The 18806-nt window shown below is 39.1% G+C and carries 19 protein-coding genes; 14 read left to right on the top strand and 5 right to left on the bottom strand.

The features are described from left to right. Nucleotides 1-44 precede the first annotated feature (44 nt). From atpA to GJ691_RS08800, 12 genes are all read left to right on the top strand, one after another. Entirely contained in the window at nt 45-1625 is a 1581-nt protein-coding gene (gene atpA / locus GJ691_RS08855; protein WP_154365969.1) for a F0F1 ATP synthase subunit alpha, read from the top strand. Nucleotides 1626-1698: 73 nt separating this feature from the next. After that, nucleotides 1699-2559 (top strand): ATP synthase F1 subunit gamma, encoded by an 861-nt coding sequence (gene atpG, locus GJ691_RS08850; protein WP_154365966.1) that lies wholly within the window; start codon nt 1699-1701, stop codon nt 2557-2559. Nucleotides 2560-2722: 163 nt separating this feature from the next. After that, complete coding sequence (locus GJ691_RS08845; RefSeq protein ID WP_154365964.1) at nt 2723-4183, top strand: lipopolysaccharide biosynthesis protein; 1461 nt, start codon at nt 2723-2725, stop codon at nt 4181-4183. Next, on the top strand, nt 4180-4614 hold the full coding sequence (gene dut / locus GJ691_RS08840; RefSeq protein ID WP_154365962.1) for a dUTP diphosphatase: 435 nt from the start codon (nt 4180-4182) through the stop codon (nt 4612-4614). Before GJ691_RS08845 ends, dut begins: the two co-directional genes overlap by 4 nt. 145 nt (nt 4615-4759) lie before the next feature. Next, complete coding sequence (locus tag GJ691_RS08835) at nt 4760-5686, top strand: tetratricopeptide repeat protein (protein WP_154365960.1); 927 nt, start codon at nt 4760-4762, stop codon at nt 5684-5686. A gap of 3 nt (nt 5687-5689) precedes the next feature. After that, nucleotides 5690-6475 (top strand): lipoprotein insertase outer membrane protein LolB1, encoded by a 786-nt coding sequence (lolB1, locus tag GJ691_RS08830; protein WP_154365958.1) that lies wholly within the window; start codon nt 5690-5692, stop codon nt 6473-6475. Next, entirely contained in the window at nt 6465-7709 is a 1245-nt protein-coding gene (locus tag GJ691_RS08825; protein WP_154365956.1) for a murein hydrolase activator EnvC family protein, read from the top strand. The genes lolB1 and GJ691_RS08825 overlap by 11 nt, the downstream gene beginning before the upstream one ends. 9 nt (nt 7710-7718) lie before the next feature. Continuing rightward, nucleotides 7719-8567, top strand: coding sequence for an aldo/keto reductase (locus tag GJ691_RS08820; protein WP_154365954.1), 849 nt, complete (start codon nt 7719-7721; stop codon nt 8565-8567). Between the two features lie 128 nt (nt 8568-8695). Beyond that, complete coding sequence (locus GJ691_RS08815; RefSeq protein ID WP_154365952.1) at nt 8696-9025, top strand: hypothetical protein; 330 nt, start codon at nt 8696-8698, stop codon at nt 9023-9025. A 24-nt stretch (nt 9026-9049) separates the two neighbouring features. Then, on the top strand, nt 9050-9247 hold the full coding sequence (locus GJ691_RS08810) for a hypothetical protein (protein WP_154365950.1): 198 nt from the start codon (nt 9050-9052) through the stop codon (nt 9245-9247). Nucleotides 9248-9277: 30 nt separating this feature from the next. Then, the gene (locus GJ691_RS08805) at nt 9278-11260 is read left to right on the top strand and encodes a tetratricopeptide repeat-containing sensor histidine kinase (protein ID WP_154365948.1); all 1983 of its coding nucleotides are present in this window, start codon (nt 9278-9280) and stop codon (nt 11258-11260) included. Beyond that, nucleotides 11253-11870 (top strand): response regulator, encoded by a 618-nt coding sequence (locus GJ691_RS08800; RefSeq protein ID WP_154365946.1) that lies wholly within the window; start codon nt 11253-11255, stop codon nt 11868-11870. Before GJ691_RS08805 ends, GJ691_RS08800 begins: the two co-directional genes overlap by 8 nt. Here GJ691_RS08800 and GJ691_RS08795 read toward each other — a convergent pair. Beyond that, entirely contained in the window at nt 11867-12391 is a 525-nt protein-coding gene (locus GJ691_RS08795) for an acyl-CoA thioesterase (protein WP_154365944.1), read from the bottom strand. The two genes, GJ691_RS08800 and GJ691_RS08795, sit on opposite strands and share 4 nt — an antisense overlap. A 56-nt stretch (nt 12392-12447) precedes the next feature. Continuing rightward, nucleotides 12448-13398 carry an HU domain-containing protein gene (locus GJ691_RS08790; protein ID WP_154365942.1) on the bottom strand — a complete coding sequence of 317 codons (951 nt, stop codon included), beginning with the start codon at nt 13396-13398 and terminating at the stop codon, nt 12448-12450. Between the two features lie 105 nt (nt 13399-13503). Here GJ691_RS08790 and dprA point away from each other — a divergent pair, with 105 nt between their 5' ends. Continuing rightward, the gene (gene dprA, locus GJ691_RS08785; protein ID WP_154365940.1) at nt 13504-14607 is read left to right on the top strand and encodes a DNA-processing protein DprA; all 1104 of its coding nucleotides are present in this window, start codon (nt 13504-13506) and stop codon (nt 14605-14607) included. A 230-nt stretch (nt 14608-14837) separates the two neighbouring features. On the opposite strand, the gene trpS is transcribed toward dprA, so the two are convergent. After that, entirely contained in the window at nt 14838-15806 is a 969-nt protein-coding gene (trpS, locus tag GJ691_RS08780; protein WP_154365938.1) for a tryptophan--tRNA ligase, read from the bottom strand. 73 nt (nt 15807-15879) lie between these two features. Between trpS and GJ691_RS08775 the strand changes: the two genes are divergently transcribed. Then, nucleotides 15880-16626, top strand: a complete 747-nt coding sequence (locus GJ691_RS08775; RefSeq protein WP_154365936.1) for a lysophospholipid acyltransferase family protein — start codon at nt 15880-15882, stop codon at nt 16624-16626. Nucleotides 16627-16663: 37 nt separating this feature from the next. Here the strand turns inward: GJ691_RS08775 and GJ691_RS08770 are convergent, their stop codons facing one another. Both GJ691_RS08770 and GJ691_RS08765 read right to left on the bottom strand, forming a co-directional pair. Then, nucleotides 16664-18178 (bottom strand): outer membrane beta-barrel protein, encoded by a 1515-nt coding sequence (locus GJ691_RS08770; RefSeq protein ID WP_154365934.1) that lies wholly within the window; start codon nt 18176-18178, stop codon nt 16664-16666. A gap of 59 nt (nt 18179-18237) precedes the next feature. Then, nucleotides 18238-18804 carry an RNA polymerase sigma factor gene (locus GJ691_RS08765; protein WP_154365932.1) on the bottom strand — a complete coding sequence of 189 codons (567 nt, stop codon included), beginning with the start codon at nt 18802-18804 and terminating at the stop codon, nt 18238-18240. Between the last annotated feature and the right edge of the window lie 2 nt (nt 18805-18806).

The following is an 18806-nucleotide window of genomic DNA, read 5'->3' as shown; positions in this document are numbered from 1 at the left end:
TATTTTAAGGCTCAAGAGAAGTCTAAACTTTATATCTAAAACAAATGGCAGGAGTAAAAGCCGCTGAGGTATCAGCAATTTTAAAACAGCAATTATCAGGATTTGAAGCAACCGCTACTTTGGACGAAGTAGGTACCGTATTGCAAGTAGGTGATGGTATTGCAAGGGTGTATGGATTATCAAATGCCCAATATGGTGAATTGGTTGAGTTCGAAGGAGGCCTTGAAGGTATCGTTTTGAACTTGGAAGAAGATAATGTCGGTGTTGTACTTTTGGGCCATTCAAAAGAAATTGTTGAAGGAGCCACTGTAAAACGTACCCAACGTATCGCTTCAATCAATGTGGGTGAAGGTATAGTTGGCCGTGTGGTCAACACCTTGGGAGCTCCAATAGATGGTAAAGGACCTATCTCGGGTGACGTATACGAAATGCCATTAGAACGTAAAGCTCCAGGGGTAATATTCCGTCAGCCGGTAAATGAGCCGTTACAAACAGGTATCAAAGCGATAGATGCCATGATCCCTGTGGGGCGAGGACAAAGGGAGCTTGTTATTGGTGACCGTCAGACCGGTAAAACAACGGTTTGTATCGATACCATCCTAAACCAGAAAGAATTTTACGATGCAGGTAATCCTGTGTATTGTATATATGTGGCCATTGGTCAAAAAGCGTCCAACGTTGCGGCCATAGCCAAGGTATTGGAAGATAAAGGCGCTTTAGCCTATACTACGATAGTAGCGGCAAATGCCTCTGACCCTGCACCTATGCAGGTATATGCTCCATTTGCAGGTGCTGCGATCGGGGAATATTTCAGGGATACGGGAAGACCGGCATTGATCATATATGATGATTTATCAAAACAAGCGGTAGCTTACCGTGAGATTTCATTGTTGTTAAGACGTCCACCGGGACGTGAAGCCTATCCAGGGGATGTATTCTATTTGCATTCAAGATTGTTGGAACGTGCAGCAAAGGTTATTGCTGATGATGATATCGCAAAGGATATGAACGATTTACCGGATGTCTTAAAACCTATGGTAAAAGGTGGTGGATCTTTAACGGCTTTGCCTATTATTGAGACCCAGGCAGGTGACGTTTCAGCCTATATCCCAACAAACGTGATCTCTATTACCGACGGACAGATATTCTTGGAGCAGGATTTGTTCAACCAAGGTGTGCGTCCAGCAATTAACGTTGGTATCTCCGTATCAAGGGTAGGGGGTAATGCACAGGTAAAATCTATGAAGAAAGTAGCCGGTACCTTGAAATTGGATCAGGCCCAGTTTAGGGAATTGGAAGCTTTTGCCAAGTTCGGTTCCGATTTGGATGCCGCGACCTTGAACGTTATCGAAAAAGGACGTCGTAATGTGGAAATATTGAAGCAAGCACAAAACGATCCTTTTACCGTTGAAGATCAGATTGCGATTATCTATGCAGGTTCCAAAAACCTGTTACGTGATGTTCCTGTTGAAAAGGTAAAAGAGTTTGAAAATGACTTCATTCAGTTCATGAATGCAAAACACAGGGATGTATTGGATTTGCTAAAAGCAGGTAAATTAACCGACGAGGTTACCGATACATTAACGGCAGTTTGTAAAGATTTAACAGGTAAATACAGAAGCTAGTTAAGAATCTTGAGTAAAGAGTTGAATCAATAAAAACCCAAAACTCATCATTCACAACTTATAACTTATATAAATGGCCAACTTAAAGGAAATACGTAACAGAATAGCATCGGTATCATCAACAATGCAGATTACCAGTGCCATGAAAATGGTGTCTGCTGCAAAGTTGAAGAAGGCGCAGGACGCAATTACTGCCATGAGGCCTTATGCTGATAAACTCACAGAGCTTTTACAAGCCTTAAGTGCGAGTTTGGATGCCGATTCAGGTAGTTCATATGCGGATAATAGACCTGTAAATAAGGTTTTGGTTGTAGCTATAACATCGAATCGTGGTTTGTGTGGGGCTTTTAATACCAATATCTTAAAACAAAGTTCATTTTTGGCTGAAGATACTTTCCAAGGAAAACAAGTCGACTTTATGGCGATTGGGAAGAAAGCCAATGATATATTGGGAAAAAAGAATACCATTGCGGCAAACCATAGTGATGTTTTTGATGATTTGACCTTTGAAAATGTTGCCATTATTGCCGAAGAACTTATGGATTTGTTCAAGAACGGTTCCTATGATCGTATAGAACTAGTCTACAATAAATTTAAGAATGCTGCTACGCAAATAGTAACAACGGAGCAATTTTTGCCTATCGTCCCGGCTGATGGAGATCAAAGTTCGAATGCTGATTATATTTTTGAGCCTTCAAAGGTAGAAATCGTTGAGCAATTGATTCCAAAATCACTTAAGACACAATTGTACAAAGCTGTACGTGATTCCTTTGCAAGTGAGCACGGTGCTCGAATGACCGCAATGCACAAGGCTACGGATAATGCCACGGAATTGAGAGATCAATTGAAGCTGACATATAACCAAGCTAGACAGGCCGCCATTACGAATGAAATTCTGGAGATTGTAAGTGGTGCAGAGGCACTGAGCAATTAAGAAGAACGGAAAATGTACTTTGAATTTGTTTTTTAATGTCCAAATGAATTAATTAATAGAAAACCTCGCATTAAGCGAGGTTTTCCAATTTTATGGGCCATTTGAAAGCGGACCTTTTGTAGCTTTGGGTTAAATACCTATTTTTAACTTTAATTATTCTTGGTTGAACCTTTTTAAAAAACTTTTTAAACAAACGGCCATTTATGGTTTGGCAACTGTACTACCACGGATGCTTTCCTTTTTATTATTACCGTTTCATACCGATATTTTGGCTACTGCTGACTACGGTCAGCTTTCGGTAATATACGCTTGGTTTGCCATTTTCAATGTTTTTTTGGCCTATGGTATGGAGACCGCATTTTTCCGTTTTTATAATGGTTCCGAAAACCGTAAAAAAGTGGTTTCAACTTCATTGATCTCGATTTTGGTCTCTACAATGGTGTTCATGGTCATGGCATTGTTACTTCAGAATGGCATTTCCGAACTTTCACACATTGATCCTAATTATTTAAGATATGCCATTTTTATTTTGACCTTGGATGCCTTGGTCATTATTCCCTTTGCCTGGTTAAGGGCCAATGAAAAACCAATGCGCTATGCAGTGGTAAAAATATTGAACGTAGCCATAAACCTTGGATTGAATGTATTTTTCCTTTATTTCTTGCCAAAGATGGCTGCATCCAATCCAGATGGGATTTTAATCGGGTTATACAAGGAAAACTTTCAAATATCATATATTTTCATAGCGAACCTACTTGCAAGCGCCACAACGCTTCTATTGATGTTGAAATTATACCTACGAACAAAGTTCGTCTTTGATAGGGAACTTTGGAATAAAATGTTGAAATATGCTTTGCCGGTACTTGTTGCCGGGGTCGCCTTTACGGTAAATGAAGTCTTTGATCGTATTTTACTCGAAAGGTTACTACCCGAAAATGTTGCGGATAGTGAGGTGGGGATGTATTCTGCATGCTACAAATTGGCCTTGTTCATGACCCTCTTCGCTACGGCGTTCCGATTGGGTGTTGAGCCTTTCTTTTTCAGTCATTCCAACACGGAGAACCCTCAAAAGGCATATGCCCAAATAACCAATTATTTTGTTGTCTTGGGTAGTATCATATTATTGGGGGTTGTCGTCTTCGCTGATGTATTGAAAATTCTTTTTGTTCGGGACCCAAAATATTGGGAAGCGATGGATATTGTCCCCATAATCATACTGGCTAGTTTTTTCTTGGGAATCTATCATAACCTATCTGTTTGGTACAAAGTTACTGATAGGACCAAATTCGGTGCATATATTTCTTTGATCGGGGCAATTTTGACCATAATCATCAATCTTGTGTTCATTCCCCATTTTGGATATATGGCTTCAGCCGTGGCCACACTTACGGCCTATGGTTGTATGATGATGCTTTCTTTTATTTTTGGTAGAATGTATTATCCCATACCCTATAATTTCAGGAAAATCACTTTCTATCTTTTGATCTCCATAGTATTTTCGATCTTGTCATTCTATGTCTTTGATCGCAATCTGTTCTTTGGAGTACCTTTGTTAATCCTATTTTTGGGAATGGTCTACAAACTCGAAAATGACAATCTCAGAAAAATATTCTTAAAAAAATGAAGATAAATATCATTAATAAATCAGCCCACGAATTACCAAATTATGAAACATTGGCCTCGGCGGGTATGGATCTTAGGGCCAATATTTCGGAATCAATCGTTCTTCAACCTCTAGAACGTTCAATTGTTAAAACGGGATTGTTCATTGAACTGCCTATTGGTTTTGAAGCACAGGTAAGACCACGAAGTGGCTTAGCGGCAAAAAAAGGCATAACGGTACTCAATGCCCCAGGAACTGTAGATGCGGATTATCGTGGTGAGATAGGGGTTATCCTCGTAAACTTATCAAATGAGCCTTTTACAGTTGAAAATGGGGAGCGAATAGCGCAACTGGTCATTGCAAGGCACGAACGAGCCGAATGGAACGAGGTTGATATATTATCCGATACTGTTAGAGGTGCCGGTGGTTTCGGCAGTACGGGAACAAAATAAGAGCCATTAATTTGCTTTATCGCTTATACGGTAAATTTTATGCCTTCTTTTAAGGGTGTTTTAACAAAAAAGGGTAAAACTCTGGAATACTTATTGATAATTTTATCCCGTAATGCTTTTGAATTAAATTAATTACGTTTTTCAAATGAAATTCCTTCGCTTAATTTTCATGTTTACCTTGGTTGCCCTTCCATTTGGAGGCTTGGCACAGCAACGTGATATGAATATCGAAGATAGTTCAGAGGTTTTTTTAGAGGAATATTCCGATACGTTCCAAGAGAATTTTTTTGAGGCTTTAAAGCAGAAAGGTATTGAGAATTACGACAAGGCCATAAACCTGCTTTTGGAATGTAAGTTGATCGATGGGAGCAACCCAGTGGTAGATCACGAATTGGCCAAAGTATACCTGATAGAGAAACAGTATAGTGCCGCCCAAGATTATGCAATATCGGCGGTATTGTCAGAACCAGAGAATTTGTGGTATTTGAATACCTTGGTCTCTACCATACAAATGCAAGGAAGTTCTTTGGACCAAATGGACATCGATATTCCTATGGACAACCCGACACTTATAGAAAATTTGGCATTGATTTACTTTAAACAACAGAATTACGAGAAGAGTTTGGTGGTACTTTCGGGTATCAAAAACTCGGAATTTACAGAGGATCTAACGGCCAAGATCAAGGATTCTATGAAGAAAAAGGAAGTTAAGGTAAAGAAAGAGGAAGTGAAGGAGCCTGAAGAAACCAAGGAAAACCCAATAGAGGCGCTAAAGGTACAATTGGCCGATTTATTGGTGAAGAAAGATTATAAAGGCTTGGCGGCACTTAGTGAACAGGCTATGGAAGATTTTCCGGCACAACCTTACTTCTATTATATCAATGGTCATGCTTTGAACAAAATGGGCAAACATGAAGAGGCTATTGAGGTTTTGGAGGGTGCTTTGGATTATATGTTGGATGATGTTCCCCTTTTGAACAACATTTATCAAGAATTGGTCAATGGGCATACGGCCTTGAATAATTCTTCAAAAGCAAATATGTATCTTCGTATGATAAAACCCGGGTTTTAGACTATGGCTACTGTAATTAGATGGACACGATTCAGTGTTTTGATACTTTTGATTTTTTCATGTAAATCCAAGAAACCGATCTCAGATAGCGCGGTTATGGAAAATATGTCGGCAAAGGCCGTTATCCGGACCCATTATCAAAACCATATCAACTTCAAGACGTTGAGTGGCAGAATGAAAATCGCCTATTTTGATGGGCAATCCACCAAAGGTGTAACCGTGAGCCTACGAATGGAAAAAGACAAGGCCATTTGGATCAGTGCCCCTTTAGGTATCGTTAAGGCCTATATTACCCCGAACAGGGTCTCTTTTTATAACAAGTTGGAGAATGAGTACTTTGATGGTGATTTTTCATATCTGAGCAATATGTTGGGGACTGAACTTGATTTTAACAAAGTCCAGAATTTACTTTTAGGGCAGGCTTTGTTCGATTTAAGGGATACCAAATATGAGGTTTCACAAACTGAATCCGAATATATACTGAAACCTAAAAGGCAGATTGACCTTTTCAAAACAAGTTACATGATAGAACCGCAGAATTTTATGATGTCTGCCCAACAGTTGTCACAGCCTGCAAAAAAACGTGTTTTGGATATTACGTATAAAAATTATCAAAAGGTAAACAATAGGATATTGCCCAATGAGATTTTGATTACCGCGATTGATGGCAATGGAAAAAACACTATTGATATTGATTATAGAAGTGTTGAGTTTAACAGGGACTTGAACTTTCCTTATAAAATACCTAAGGGTTTTAAAAAAATAGCATTAAAGGCCGATGCTTTGTAAACGCATATTCTTCGTTTCTATATTTCTGTTTACGACGTTACTGTCGGTACAGGTAGTTTATGGCCAAACGAATGAGCAAAAGGCCCTAGAAGTAAAGCGGGAACAACTTCAGAAAGAAATAAATGAGATCAATCGGTTGCTCTTTGCCGAAAAGAAAGAAAAAGGCAATGTCTTGGATCAAATGGAGGCATTGGACCAAAGAATTAATGTGCGCCAACAATTGATTCGGGTCACAAACCAACAATCCAATTTGCTGAATAGACAGATCAATGCCAATATTCGGAATATTTCCAAATTGCGCGAGGATCTTGAGCTTTTGAAGGATGAATATGCGACCATGATCCGTAAATCCTATCAAAACAAATCCCAGCAAAGTAGGTTAATGTTCCTTCTGTCTTCTGAAAATTTTTTTCAGGCATTCAAGCGAATGCAATATTTGAAGCAATATACAGAGTATCGTAAAGAACAAGGGGAAAAGATTATCTCAAAAACGGAGGAGCTCACCCAATTGAACGTTGACCTTACCAAGCAACGTAAGGAAAAGGATCAATTAATTGCCGAAAACAATAAGGCTAGGGCTGAATTAATGAAAGAAATGAAATCCCAAAAAGAGTTATTGGGAAGCATCCGGAAGAATGAAAGCAAATACGCATCGGCAATTGATCGGAAAAAACGTGAGGCCCGCAAAATCGACCAACAGATAGAAAAACTTATTCGCAGCGCCATAGCGGCATCGAACAAGAAGGTCGGTAAAGGTGCCAAAACCACGAAAGTATCTTCTAATAAGTTTGTGCTAACCCCTGAAGCTACTTTGGTTGCAAAGAATTTTTCGGCTAATAAGGGAAAACTGATTTGGCCTGTTGAAAAAGGTATAAAAAGCCAGGGTTTCGGTGTTTATAAAGATCCTGTTTACCCTGGGATCAAACATCAAAGTAATGGGGTTATCATCGCCACGGACGAAGGTTCTACGGCAAGGGCCATTTTTGAAGGCGAGGTTATTGCCATTTTATCGGTTCCAGGAGGAAATAAAGGGGTACAGATCAAGCATGGTAACTATATAAGCACATATTACAACTTGTCGGATCTCTATGTAAAAAAAGGGGATAAAGTGGGTATTAAAACAGAATTGGGTAAAATATATACCAATCGGTCCAATGGTCAGACCCGCCTAAAGTTCTACTTATACCAAAATACTTCACGATTGAATCCCGAAGAATGGGTTTACCAACTTTAAATTATTAATATGTCAACATCATCAAAGATAATCACGGATCTAAAAGGTACTTTCGAATTACATAACGGCGTTAAAATGCCATATTTTGGATTGGGGGTGTATTTGTCCGAAGATGGTAACGAAGTCATCAATGCTGTCAAATGGGCCATTGAAGCAGGCTATAGGCATATTGATACGGCAGCTATCTATAATAATGAAAAGGGAGTTGGCGAAGGTATTCGACAAAGCGGGATCAATAGGGAGGAACTGTTCGTTGTCAGTAAAGTTTGGAATGCCGATCAAGGTTATGATAACACATTGAAGGCATTTGATGAAAGCTTGGAGCGATTACAATTGGATTATCTTGACCTTTACCTGATCCATTGGCCCGTTAAGGGCAAATACAAGGAGACCTGGCGTGCTTTGGAATATTTGTACCAAGAAGGGAAAGTTAGGGCCATTGGCGTAAGCAATTTTTTAAAACATCATTTAGAAGATATACTCGATTCCGCGGAAATAGTGCCTATGGTGAATCAAATGGAGTTTCACCCGTATTTGGTACAGCAAGGTTTATTAGACTACTGCAACGAAAATCAAATTCAGTATGAGGCATGGTCCCCAATGATGCAAGGAAAAATATTCGAGTTGGATGCTATTAAGGATATGGCCAAGAAATATGGTAAATCCCCGGCCCATGTTGTTTTACGCTGGGACCTTCAGAAAGGCGTCGTGACCATACCGAAATCGGTTAAGAAAGAACGTATTATCAATAATGCCGATATTTTTGATTTTGAATTATCAAAAGAAGATATGGCCTATTTAGATGGTCTTGAAAAAGGACATAGATTTGGCCCAGATCCCGATACATTTGATTTTTAAAACTTCCTAGGTTAATAGTTCGAATTGGTTTTTTATTTCTTATGACTTGATTATCACCCACATGGGTGTTTTTTGTTCCTTTTGTTTTATCAATCTTTGGTTAAGTATTCATTTAAAAGGGAACAGCCATGGAAAACACATTGATTTTAGAACAAGAAGAACAGGTTGCTATCAGCACCCAAAAAGTTGAAAGTGCCAAGCTAAAAAGGAATAGGTCACTATATTCCATAAAACCCATATTGATTTATCTATCTTTTTTCGGTACTTGTTTGGCCTTGGTATTCGGTAAAATCTATTTGTGGGCCGTACTGCTCTTTGTCGTTGGAAACCTTGCTTTTTTATGGTTTTATATTATAGATCAAACCACCGAATTCGATATTTCCATAAATCTGGATTCCAATATTGACCAGGCGAAGTTGGAAGAGCAATTGTATGATCGCTCTAAAAGAAACAATTGATCATAATATCCAATCCCCCATTTTATGAATGTCCATAATCATCAGAATGACATGATCAAAGTTGCCGTTCAGGAGCATGTAGCCCTGAATATGGCGCTAAAAGGATTATTGGAAATAGATACCTTGCTGACGAAATCAATACCTGAATCTACAACTATAACCAAAAAAAAGCCATTTATACAATTTCTAAAGAACCTCAGGGATTATTGGTTATATTTTTAGCTATACATCAAATGAACATAGCTTTCTGTCATGGTACAAGGAATAGCACAGGACACGTTTAAAATTAAGATTTACAGAGAATTACTATCGGTATACATCAAGATGGCAATATGTACTTCCTTTGCCCCGATAGTCCTATGGTCGCAAGAAATACCTTTGGATAGCATTGATAAATTATTGACCCATAATTTAGGGGTGGAACAACATAAGAACCTACTTTGGATGGGGGCCGAAAAATCCCTGGAACAGGATAGTACGGTTTATAGGACTAAAGATTTTACGTCGGAATTACGATCTCTTCCCGAAATTCAAAATGACAGCGCATCTCTAATGAGGGCCCTAAAGTTAGATGCTCATGCAGATAGGGTCATGGGTAATTATATCAAAAGTATAGACCAGTTTAAGGTATGCCATGATTATTTCCAGCGTACGGCGGATACGGCTAACTGGGCCTTCTCTGCCAACCAACTTGGGACTATGCATGTTTTTATGGGTAAAAATGAAAAGGCACAGGGTTATCTTTTCGAAGTCTACGATTTGTACAAATCCCAAGGCAATATATTAAGATTGGCCCAAGCCACTAATGGTCTTGCTATATTTTATGATAACATCAACCAAGAAGAGAAAGCCATTGAACGGTATACGGAAGCCCTGAAAATGTTTCAAGAGATAAAGGATACCATGGGGCAGGCCAATGTACATGCCAATTTAGGTATTACGTATACGGATAGGGGAGAATACGGGAAGGCGGAATACCATTTAAGTATGCAGGGAAAGTTAGATTCCCTTTTAAATACACAATGGGGTTTGGGCTTTTTCTTTGATTATTTAGGATATCTCCGTGAAAAGCAGGGAAGATACCAAGAAGCCTACCAAAGCCATTTACAATCGCTTAAAATAAGGGAAAAATTACCCAGTCATTTTAACATTACGGAGAGTAGAATCAGTTTGGCCGCTGTATTGATTCGCTTGGGCCATTATGACAAGGCCATAATTGAGGCGAATAAGGTGTTTGAAAAGTATGACGAGCGGCAGTCCCTTCACCAGTTACAAAGTTCATATGAATTACTTTCAGAAGCCTATGAAGGCAAAAAAGATATGGCCAAAGCCCTTGATTACCATAAATTGTATAAAAAAATATCGGATTCTGTTTTTAATTCGGATATGATAGAAACCATTACGGAAAAGGATGCCAAGTTTGAAAGAGTCCAAAAAGAGAGCGAAATAGCTATTTTAAATTTAAGAAACGAATCTTCCCAGAAGATTATCGGTCAAAAAGACCGTACAATTCTAATGAGTGGAACAGGATTGTTCTTGGTCTCCTTACTTTGTATTGGACTTTATTTAATTACCAGAAAGTATCTTGGGCAAAGACAGCAATTGGCAAAGGCGCTATCCGATAAGGACATCTTATTGCGAGAGATACATCATCGGGTTAAGAATAATCTACAATTGATCAGTAGTTTGTTGACTTTACAGGGGAGAAGTATCGATAGTAAGTCTGCACAAATAGCCATTAATGAAGGTAAGAGTAGAATACGATCTATGGCACTCATTCATCAGGATCTCTATCAAAAAGAAAACCTTACCTCTGTTAATACCCAACGGTATTTTAATAACCTATGTCAAGAATTGTTTACGACATATAACACATCCAAGGACCAGGTTCATTTAGAGACCGATATTGATGATATTGCTATTGATGTTGACACGTTGGTGCCTTTAGGATTGATGACCAATGAAATTATTTCAAACAGCCTTAAATATGCCTTTCCCAACCATAAAAAAGGGCATTTAAAAGTTGTTCTTAAGGGAGAAAACAAAGGTTTGTACCTAAAGGTAAGCGACGATGGTATAGGTTATGACCCAAAGGAAGTATCGGTCAAATCATTCGGAAATCGATTGATTCTTTCCTTGGCTCAACAGTTGGAAGCAGAGTTGAAAATAAGTACGACAAAAGGAACCACAGTTGAGATAATAATGCAAAAATTAAATATCGAGACGTATGATTGAGGATAAAAAAAGGATATTGATTATAGAGGACGAGATATTGATTGCAGAGGAAATAAGCTCAACCCTTATCTTACTGGGTTATTCTGTGGAAGGTATTATAATGAACGGTGACCGGGCTTTGGATGCCATTATGAATCTAAGCCCCGATCTTATCCTATTGGATATTCATATTAAAGGAAGCCTCTCGGGTATAGATCTAGCCCATATCATTCGAAAGAAACATGCCTTGCCGTTCGTATTCCTAACGGCATATTCCGATAAGGACACTTTGGAAAAAGCCAAGAAAACCATGCCTTATGGTTATATTTTAAAACCATTCAACGAGACTACCATAAAGGTGAACCTTGAAATGGCCTTTTTTAAACACAGCGCTGAGCGACAACGAAACCTATTGACCAAAAATTATATAGAAAAGAAATATCAGACCAACTTATCTGAGCGTGAATATGGTGTATTGGAAGCTTTTATAATGGGTTTCACTTATAAAAAGACCGCGGATAAAAATTGTATCAGTGTCAATACCGTAAAAAGTTATCAGAAAAGATTGTATCAGATTTTTGAAGTGGACAGTAAGGCGGCACTCATGCAAAAATTCTTGAATAATCCTTAGTTTGGCGATTTACCCATAAAGAGGGCCTTGAGTTCAGTAGCATCGCTAGGTTTCATTCTTTTGGCCAAGATCAAACTCAATTGTTTACGTCGTAAGGCACCTTCAAATCGTTCTTTCTCCAAATCGGTTTCAGGTATTAAAGCCGGAACCTTGGTAGGTATACCGGAATCATCTACTGCAACAAAGGTATAAATGGCCTCATTGGCTTTGGAACGTTTTCTGTTTTGACGGTCTTCCATCCAAACATCAATATAGATTTCCATTGAGGTATTGAAAGCCCTGGAAACCGCTGCCTCGACAGTAACCACACTTCCCAAGGGTACGGGATGGTTAAAGGCAACGTGGTTAACGGAAGCCGTTACCGTAATTCGTCTAGAATGACGCCGGGCTGCAATACTGGCAGCACGATCCATACGGGCCAAAAGCTCGCCCCCAAAAAGATTGTTCAAAGGGTTGGTCTCGCTAGGTAAGACCAAATCGGTCATAACGGTACGTGAATCGCTTGGATTTTTGGGCTGCATAAGAGTTATCTTGAAGCTGTTAAATTATAATATGATGGATGTTACGAAGATAGCGCTTATCTGATCGATAGTAACCACGCATCCTTGGATTGGGTACTTTTGATTGCCCTAAGGTTTTGTAGCGCTTCATTAACATCGGTAAAGCTACTATAGGTCACCATATGCAGGCCATGGTCATTAGTGCCAAGATAATGGGCATCATAACCACGTCTTTTCAATTCCGATATTTTTTTATCGGCATTTTCCTTGAACCTAAAAGCGCCAGCTACAATATGGTGCGTGGCAATTTCAGGACTTTTTGTAACGGCCTTCAGGTTAAGCGTAGGTAACTCTAATGGTGCAGTGTCAAAAAAAGTAGCCTCCTGAATGCTTTTCGAAACCTTTTCTTGGGCATTCTCAACAACGATCTGCTTTTGCTCAAGGCTTTCGTTGTAGAATCTATAGCCGGTCAAACCAGTGGATAAGGCCAATAGAAGTACGGCCGCATATTTTAAATAGGGGCGTAACGATGTTTCCTTTCTACGTTCTGGAGTAATGATGAAAGGGACTTTTTCCTCCATGGTAACCACCTCTTTTTTCAAGACTTCCCTGGTAATGGGTACTGATACATAAGAAGATAATCCAAATGAGGATGTTAAATGGTTTACTTCATATGATGGCTGGAATAAAATGTGCCCTTCTTGGTTAGATTTAAGGTTGCCGATGTTCTCAAGTGACAATCTTTCACCTTGTTCCAAGGTATGCTTCCATTGTTCCACTTTATCCATAACCCGCCCAAGCATTTCTTCATAAGGGCATTTTTCCACTTCTGCTATGTAGGAAACCAATAGTCCATCATTCGAGGACAATTGCTTATTGAACGACAAGGATTTTGAAGGTGGGTGAAAAGAATGGGTCTGTTTGTTCAGCTGGGCTGATTTATGCTGTGATAAAAAAGCACCAAAGCCTGGCACAACCACACAGTTGTATCTATAAAGTAAATCGGAGATATAGTGTTCTAATACCATCAGGACAAATATTGCAAAAATTATAGAGGTTCAATAGAATCCAGGACACTTTTTATTAACATTATATTTTTGGTAAATTGTGAACAACTAACTTGGGAAATACAAATGACTACAGATGAATTGATTGCGGTATTAAGGCTCCAGAACATTCCTAATATTGGGGATGTAACTGCAAAAAAACTTATTGCCCATTGTGGTGGGCCAATGGCTGTTTTCGACGATAAATCGCAAAATCTCTTGAAGATCGATGGCATTGGTACACATACTATAAAGCGATTGCATGATGCAGAGCATCTTGAAGCTGCTGAAGACGAGGTGCAATACATTCGTGATAATGAAATATCATACGTTTATTTTACCGACAAGGATTATCCGCGATATTTGAAACACTGTATAGACAGTCCTATATTTTTGTTCAAAAAAGGGAATTTCGACTTGGAAGATCGTAAAATTATTAGCATTGTCGGCACAAGGAACATTACAAGTTACGGAACGGCTTTTTGCGAAAAACTCATTGAGGACTTGGCCCCACTTGATCCCATTATTGTTAGCGGATTTGCGTATGGTGTTGATATTTGCGCCCAGAAAGCAGCTATAAATAACGGCTTGCAGACCATAGGGTGTTTGGCTCACGGATTGAACCAAATCTATCCTAAAGTGCATGCAAAGTATGCAAGGGATATTGAAAAAAATGGGGGATTCTTAACTGAATTTTGGAGCACAAGTAATCCTGACAGGGAAAATTTTTTAAAGCGTAATCGGATAATAGCGGGTATGAGTCAGGCTACGATCGTGGTTGAATCGGCGGAAAAAGGAGGAAGTTTGGTCACTGCGGATATTGCCCATAGTTATGATCGGGAGGTGTTTGCCGTTCCGGGGAGGGCACAGGACAAATACAGTTCCGGATGTAATAACCTGATCAAGCAACAGAAGGCTCATATGATCACTTCTGCTGCCGATATCATTTATTTGTTGAACTGGGAATTGGAAGAGAAAAAACCACAGCCCATTCAGCAACAGTTGTTCGTTGAATTGAATAATGACGAGAAATCCATTTACCTGTATTTGCAAAAAGAAGGCAAACAAATTCTCGATACCATTGCTTTGGATTGTCAGTTACCTATTTTTAAAGTGTCATCCACATTATTGAATATGGAAATGAAAGGATTGGTTAGGCCTTTGCCCGGAAAGCTGTTTGAGGCTATATAAAAAGACTTTGGATTATTTGTTCCTTATAGGTTGTGGCCAAAGATTTTAGACTAAACGGTTTGTTTTTGGCTGGTTGTTATAGTAAACCTACGTTATTTAGACACTTAATCGATAAAGTGTGAAGGTAAACCTACGTTTAAAAAATAAAATTATAACCAGAACTAAACAATACCGACCAAGCGGTTTGTTTGGTTATGTTCGTAATCTAATTGAAAAATAGGGGTATCTACTTAATACCCTAGTTTGGTACGTACTCTTAATATGACATCATCAGCCACTTTTCTGGCTTTTACCGCACCAAGCTCCAAGGCTTTGTCCACTTCTTCAAGATGGTTTATATAATAATCATATTTTTCACGTATTTCTCCAAAACGTTCCAATATAACTTCGTATAAAGCTTGTTTTGCATGGCCATAACCATAGTTGCCGCCTAAGTAATTGGCCCGCATTTCTTCAATCTGGGAATCTGAAGCGATGATTTTATAAAGGGCAAAAACGTTATCGGTATCCGGATTTTTAGGATCCTCCATTGGGGTACTGTCCGTTTCTATCCCCATGATCTGCTTTCGCAATTTTTTGTCCGTTTGAAATAAGTTGATGAGGTTTCCACTACTTTTGCTCATTTTCTTACCATCGGTACCCGGGATGATCATAGCATTATCCTGGATTTTCGCTTCAGGCATAATGAAAGTTTCCCCCAATTTGGAATGGAATCGAGCAGCAACGTCCCTTGTAATCTCCAAATGCTGCAATTGGTCTTTCCCAACAGGGACATATTCAGCATCATAAAGCAAAATATCCGCAGCCATAAGCATGGGATAGGTAAACAAACCGGCATTGACATCTTCAAGACGCCCGGCCTTATCCTTAAAGGAATGGGCGAGGGTCAACCGTTGATACGGAAAAAAACAGCTAAGGTACCAGGAAAGTTCTGTGGTTTGTGGCACGTCGCTTTGACGGTAAAAAACGGTTTTATTAATATCAAGCCCACAGGCAAGCCAAGTGGCGGCAACGGCATAGGTATTGTTCCTTAACTCCTCTCCGTTTTTTATTTGGGTAAGGGAATGCATGTCCGCAATGAATAAGAAAGATTCATTCTTGGGATCTTGCGCCATTTGTATCGCTGGGAGAATCGCTCCCATGATATTTCCAAAATGGGGTACCCCTGTGCTTTGCACGCCTGTTAGTATTCTTGCCATTCTATTGTTTTTTTAAGAACCACAAAGGTAAAACAATTCACAAAAAACTGGTTCAATTTGTTACTTTTGATCTATGCTGAGATTAACCCAAAATGTAGGATTCACATTATATCGTATTTGGTTTTATATATTGGTGGCACTACCGATAATCGTTTTCTTCCCTTTTTTGGTTTTGGCGACCTTTTCTGAAAAATGGTATCCCCAATTTTTCTGGATGGCAAGGAACCTATGGGCAAGGCCTATATTACTGGGTATGGGTTGTCCGCAAAAAGTCTATTGGGAACAAAAACTGGTTCGTGGAAAAAGTTACATGTTGGTCGCCAACCATACCAGTATGTTGGATATTATGTTGATGCTGCGCATAAGTAAAAACCCTTTTGTCTTTGTAGGCAAAAAAGAATTGGTAAAAATACCCCTTTTCGGTTTTTTCTATAAGCGGGTATGCATCATGGTAGACAGGGGCGATAGTCGCAGTAGAACAAGGGTTTATCGAAGGGCCCAACGGCGTTTGGACCAAGGTTTGAGTATCTGTATTTTTCCGGAAGGTGGGGTCCCGGATGATGAAAGTATTTTGTTGGATCAATTTAAGGACGGGGCTTTTAAAATGGCCATTGCCCATAATATACCGGTGGTACCTATGACTTTTTATGATAATAAAAAGCGTTTTTCCTTTACTTTTTTAAGTGGGGGTCCAGGACTGATCCGTGCCAGGGTGCATACTTTTTTTGAGACTGCGTTTCTGGGTGATGAGGATAAAGCCATGCTACGGGAACAGGTTCGCAATGTCATTTTTGAGGAACTTCAAAAATCACTTAAATAAAAGAATTAAACCAAGGGTGAGTTATTGAACCTTTCTTTCAAAATTTAAAATTAAGGCCACTGTAAACACCAATGCTAAAAGGTCTAAAGTCACCCGAAGTATCTGAAAATGTGTTTAATTGATATTTAAAAATGGGTTCAACGTTCAATTGAACCTTGGGCGTAAACTTATAATTAAAGCCAAAGCCGATATTGGTACTGAAGTTAATTGAGTTAATGTTATTGGCTTCGCCCATTTCTGTTGTTAATTCCCCAGAGGTTAAAGAGACTGAATTATCTATCAAAAACAAGGAACTAAGACCACCGACAAGATCAACACCGAATTTTTTATCGATTAGTGCATAGTTCAGTTCCAGGGGTACCTCGAGGTAACCGAATTGTTGGGCCATTACACCGGTTAAGATCGGGGTTTTGGCCGCAGCATCTAAAGCGGTTTTTCCGGTAAAGGAACTAGCATTGCTGACATTGCTTTCTACCCTGATATTTTTTGAGGCACTGCTATAGTCTATGTTGGCTATTTGTCCGTTTCCGAAGCCGTCTAGACTGGATGAGAATTCTATATCATTGGTGTTGTAACCATATTCTACTTTATTTATACCTGTTTTTATCGAAAGTTTTGTACTTACTTCATATGCGACCGCAATACCATAACTTAAATTGACATCCCCTGATTTGGAATTGGGTACAAATATCGAGTGTACGGGAGAACCACTTCCGATAGCATCAAAATATACAGGGGCTATATTAGGGCCAGCAGACCATCTGCTTCCTTGTACTTCGGCTACCTCCACTTCTTTTTCTTCGATTTCATCGAAAATTGATTTTTTAGTATTCTCTACGTTCTCTTTGAAAGCGTCTTCTTTTTTAACTTCCGCTATAGCTTCTTCATTTGGTTTTGTTCCATCTTCAATATGATTATCACCATCCCTCTTAAGGGCCAAAGCCTGGTTTTTACCAGAATGATCATGAGGAGTTGCCTGCTGGGCAATGGCTTTATCGGAAACCGAATCGTTTTTTATGAAATTCCGATTAGAATCATCTGAAACTTTGTTCTTGTAAGTCTTTGTATTTGTCGCAATTTGAACGTTTGTTGACTCTTCCGTTTGTAATGCCCGGTTAGTGCGATTATTTTCGACCATGACCTCTTCGTTTTCCAAAGTTGTTTTTGAATTTAATATATGGGATGGATTATCTGGTTGAGTTGCCCTCTCCGTAGTATTGTTTTTTACGTCTTCCGTGTTGGTTTCTTCAACGATTTTAGGTGTATTGACGATCGGTGATCTGTCATCTTCAATTTTGTCCTTTTTGTTTTCAACATCGGTAATGATGTTATCGGTACCGGTTGCATCATTATTAAAAGGGATGGTCAAGTATATGCCAATGGCCATTACGGCGGCTATGCCACCCAGTTTCCACCAAATGGGTATAACCTTCCGGTTTTTCTTCTTTTTATTCAAAGAGGCCTCGATCGATTTCCAGACTTTTTCTGTAGGGACGTCTGAAAACTCCGAGAATTTCTCCTGGAATAATTTGTCCAATTTTTTTTTGCTCATTTTGCTATATGTTTAGCAATGTTCATATTTTTCTATGTCGTTGTGAACACCTTTTGGTTTCACTGATTATCGTTTAATACCATGATCAATATTCCGATTATGGCCTGGGTCTTCTTATTTTCGATTTTTTCCTTTAAAATCATCCTTGCACGGGCAAGGTTAGATTTTGATGTGCCGGGAGATGTGCCGAGCATGGTACTTATTTCTTTATGTGAATACCCATCCAAAACGTATAAATTGAATGTTAAACGGTATTTGTTCGGCAATTCCTGAATATATTCCAGCAAGGTATCAAGATCAATATCCGTGTAACCGGTTTCAACTTCTATTTCCTCTTCCGTATTTTCGGTTACAACTTTGAGGTATTCTTCTTTCCTGTATTTTTGAAGAACGGTGTTCACAGTGATACGCTTGATCCAACCTTCAAAAGAACCCTTGGATTTGTATTGCCCGATCTTTTCATAAATGGTCATGAAACTATCATGAAGACTATCTTCCGCCTCCGATTTATTGCGTGAATATTTCAAGCATATACCGAACAGTATATTGGCGTATTGCCTATATAGCAGCTCTTGTGCCTTCCTCTCGCCTTTCTTACATTTATTTATGAGTTCTTCTTGACTCAAAA

The sequence above is a fragment of the Maribacter luteus genome (assembly GCF_009674825.1).
Taxonomy (GTDB): Bacteria; Bacteroidota; Bacteroidia; order Flavobacteriales; family Flavobacteriaceae; genus Maribacter_A; species Maribacter_A luteus.
Note: the sequence above shows the minus strand (reverse complement) of the source record. Positions and strands in the feature narration are given on the sequence as shown.